Origin of the sequence: Dickeya chrysanthemi NCPPB 402, from assembly GCF_000406105.1 — a bacterium.
GTDB lineage: Bacteria > Pseudomonadota > Gammaproteobacteria > Enterobacterales > Enterobacteriaceae > Dickeya > Dickeya chrysanthemi.
The window spans coordinates 2,986,021-2,988,989 of the sequence record NZ_CM001974.1 but is presented as its reverse complement, the minus strand read 5'-3'; the positions used below and the strand labels follow the sequence as shown (position 1 = coordinate 2,988,989).

The following is a 2,969-nucleotide window of genomic DNA, read 5'->3' as shown; positions in this document are numbered from 1 at the left end:
GCATCGACCTTTCCGGTACTGGTGAAAATGGTGTTGTCGATGTACTACCGCCGTCTGGCAAAAATCGACGGATTGGGAGAACTGAACGAAGGCATCACGCTGGCTGATGGGTTTGAGCTGATCAGAGAGGACCGCACCTGGGAGAAACAGGGCGATGTACCCCGGCGAGGCGCGATTCATTCCATGAGTATCGGCGGGGTGAATGCGCACCTGTTGCTGGAAGAGTTTGAGGTTAAGCCGCAGGCCATTCACGGCGAGGGGGGCTTTCAGCCGTCCGCCGGGCAGGCGAACCCACCTTTTGTTTCCTGTTTTCCGAAACCGATGACGCCGGGTTACATACCCTGGTGGGCGACTACCTGGATTTCTTGCCCCGCATCCAGGCCGATATTGCTGCGGGTCGGTGGCGGGCGCCCGCGCCGGCGGCGGAAACGCAACCTGCGCGTGAGGCGGCCTATCTGGCGCAACTCGAATACACCCTGCAACAGGGGCGGGAACACCGGGCGGTGCGGCTGGCGGTTTGCGCCGCAAACATGGCGCAGTTGCAAGCGCGTTTACAGCGCTGGCACGCCCATGCGGGCCATCCCCCCGAGATTGATGATAACCGACAGCCATCACCGGATATTGCCGGCGAATTGTCCGATTGCGGCAATGCCATACGGCAAGCGGTGATGGATTGGCTGGCGGGGCAGTCGGTGGATTGGATGACGTTGCGTCAGGCTGAAGGCCGGGGGAGAACGCGACAAAAACTCCATCTGCCGGCTAATCCATTGCGAAAGGTTTTTTGCTGGCATGAGGGTTTCGACGATATCAATACATTTGATGAAAGTAATGATGAAAGTAATGATGAAAGTCATTCAGTATCGACAGACGTGAAGCCGCGCTCTGTTGTGGCGTAAACATGGAGTGAGTACATATCCAAAATAATTCGAGTTGCGGGACAACCGGCTGGCGTGTTGAACAACGCAACGCGTTGGCCCTTTAGGGCGAGGCCCATTGATGGGCCGAGTCACGCAGCCAACACGCCGGCAACGTGAAGTATGACGGGTATAGTTATTTCTGGATGAAATAGAGGTGAATAATGAATGAGTTAGATGAAGCGTTGTCAGGCTATCTGGTTGCATTGGCCGCCAGGATACTGAAATGTGAACAAGCGAATATCGAGTGGGAAAGCGATATTGATGAATATGGTTTTGAGTCGATGGAAGTGAATCAATATTGTGCTGAGTTGAACACGTTTTTTTCTATCAAGTTAACGCCGGTGGTTTTTCTGGAAGTTAATTCGCTTCAGGGGTTGAGTGACTATTTGAAAAAGCATCATTTCAATAACCTTGAAACCGCTCTTCTCTGAGTCTGAATCCAAAAGGAAGATATTTATGGAAAAATATGACATCCAAAGCGAAACGCAACGGAAAGTGTTTGAAATGATGCCGTCCTTCTTTCTCTCTCAGGAAGAACAGGCAAATTTTCACTTTATGATGCATATGCGTCTGCTATTGAAATCCCCCGATTTTATGGATACGTTCGAACGTGATTTATTCGAGAAAAAATTGGCGGATTTACAGGCGGCGTATCCTGATTTGGCCGATACGGACTGTGCCGATACGTTTATTAAAATGAAGTCTTACGATTTTTCAGATATGGATCGCACGACTTTTCAGAAAATGATCAATGATGCCAGTACGCCGCCGATTATTGCCAAAGGCTTTCTCAATGATACGAAAGCCGTTCAGGAGTGGAGCCATGATTATTTGATTGAGCACTATAAAGATACGGAGATTATTGCCGTCGGCTATGATGAGAAGGGAAACAGTTTGAAAAAACTCAAACTGGAGAAAATACTCCGTTCTCAATTGGACAAAGATTCCAGAGTCAGTTATTACATTAACAACTCGGCGGAAATTTTTAATGACTACCCTGACCTGATTGATGAAGTGGGCGCGGGAAAAATTCTTGATCTGTTTCATGGTCACTCAGCGAATAGTTTTAGTCAGTTATTTGTGGGTAATTTGCGAACCTGGGGAACTAACTGGCATCAGGGGAATGATATTTCCTGTGCGTTGATGATAAGCGGGGTAAAACGTTGGTACTTTGTCGATCCCCGGTTGGGGTATATCTTGCGCCCATTCCTTGATGGGGCTAATGGAATGTCAGCGAAAATGGATGCGCGTCTGGATATCAACTTTCATAAAATTCACAACCCACTTTATGCTTATGCGCCCAAGTTTTATGTCGATTTGGAACCGGGCGATGTGCTCTTTTTCACCAAATACTGGCCTCATGCCGTCATCAATACGACGCCGCTGCAGATCATGGCGAATATGCGGATGACGGAAGTGAATCTGGAAACCATGACAAAAGGCAAAGATGTCCCCACGCTGATGCCGGTGTATGACAATATCCTGAATTCTGATCCATCCTTTATCAAATTCAAATTCGATATTTTCAATAGTCTGGGTAAAAAATCCAAAACTATCGGAGATGAGAACTATTTTTCTGCCTACAACACCACCAGTGATGTTCTGAGTAAGGAAGATTAATGATGAGCGAGTATCTGATAAATTCCGGAAACTTTAATATGATTATTTGTCCGGCGGATAAAGCCTACTATATTCTGAATGATGATCAGGTATCGGCAGAGACGATAAAGGAGTTTCTGGCAGGAGGCAAAGTCCAGTATAGTCGGCTTAAGCCTCTCTGGTTTCGCTATCGGGCGGATGAATCGTGGCAGGATTTTGATAAAAAAGAATACCGTTTAGGGCAGGAGCTTTCTGAAGCAGAACTGATCGACCGTTTTGTATTGAAGAAATTTAACTTTGGCAGTCTGGTCGCGGTCAGGGATTCTCAGGCCGGGACCGTCAAAGTATTTAAGCGGGACAAATTGCAATTGTCGGCGAATTAGCGAACTGTTCGTCTGAAGAGAAAAGGAATGTACGCCATCGTTTGATTCCCGGTCGCTGCACTCAGTACGA

The 2,969-nt window shown here is 47.8% G+C and carries 4 protein-coding genes and 1 pseudogene; all 5 read left to right on the top strand.

The features are described from left to right. Positions 1-344 precede the first annotated feature (344 nt). Positions 345-512, top strand: a pseudogene (locus DCH402_RS23395) (hypothetical protein); the annotation flags it as partial. A gap of 156 nt (positions 513-668) precedes the next feature. Next, complete coding sequence (locus DCH402_RS13260; RefSeq protein ID WP_040001546.1) at positions 669-896, top strand: hypothetical protein; 228 nt, start codon at positions 669-671, stop codon at positions 894-896. A 182-nt stretch (positions 897-1,078) separates the two neighbouring features. After that, positions 1,079-1,348: an acyl carrier protein gene (locus tag DCH402_RS13255; protein WP_040001544.1), complete on the top strand. Its 270-nt coding sequence runs from the start codon at positions 1,079-1,081 to the stop codon at positions 1,346-1,348. A gap of 25 nt (positions 1,349-1,373) precedes the next feature. Continuing rightward, positions 1,374-2,537 (top strand): cupin-like domain-containing protein, encoded by a 1,164-nt coding sequence (locus tag DCH402_RS13250; protein ID WP_040001542.1) that lies wholly within the window; start codon positions 1,374-1,376, stop codon positions 2,535-2,537. Continuing rightward, positions 2,537-2,899 carry a hypothetical protein gene (locus tag DCH402_RS13245; RefSeq protein ID WP_226052029.1) on the top strand — a complete coding sequence of 121 codons (363 nt, stop codon included), beginning with the start codon at positions 2,537-2,539 and terminating at the stop codon, positions 2,897-2,899. Before DCH402_RS13250 ends, DCH402_RS13245 begins: the two co-directional genes overlap by 1 nt. Positions 2,900-2,969 lie beyond the last annotated feature (70 nt).

Coding starts and splice junctions, on each gene's coding strand:
- DCH402_RS13260 (WP_040001546.1), top strand. CDS start 669: ATGGATTGGCTGGCGGGGCAGTCGGTGGATTGGATGACGTTGCGTCAG.
- DCH402_RS13250 (WP_040001542.1), top strand. CDS start 1,374: ATGGAAAAATATGACATCCAAAGCGAAACGCAACGGAAAGTGTTTGAA.
- DCH402_RS13255 (WP_040001544.1), top strand. CDS start 1,079: ATGAATGAGTTAGATGAAGCGTTGTCAGGCTATCTGGTTGCATTGGCC.
- DCH402_RS13245 (WP_226052029.1), top strand. CDS start 2,537: ATGATGAGCGAGTATCTGATAAATTCCGGAAACTTTAATATGATTATT.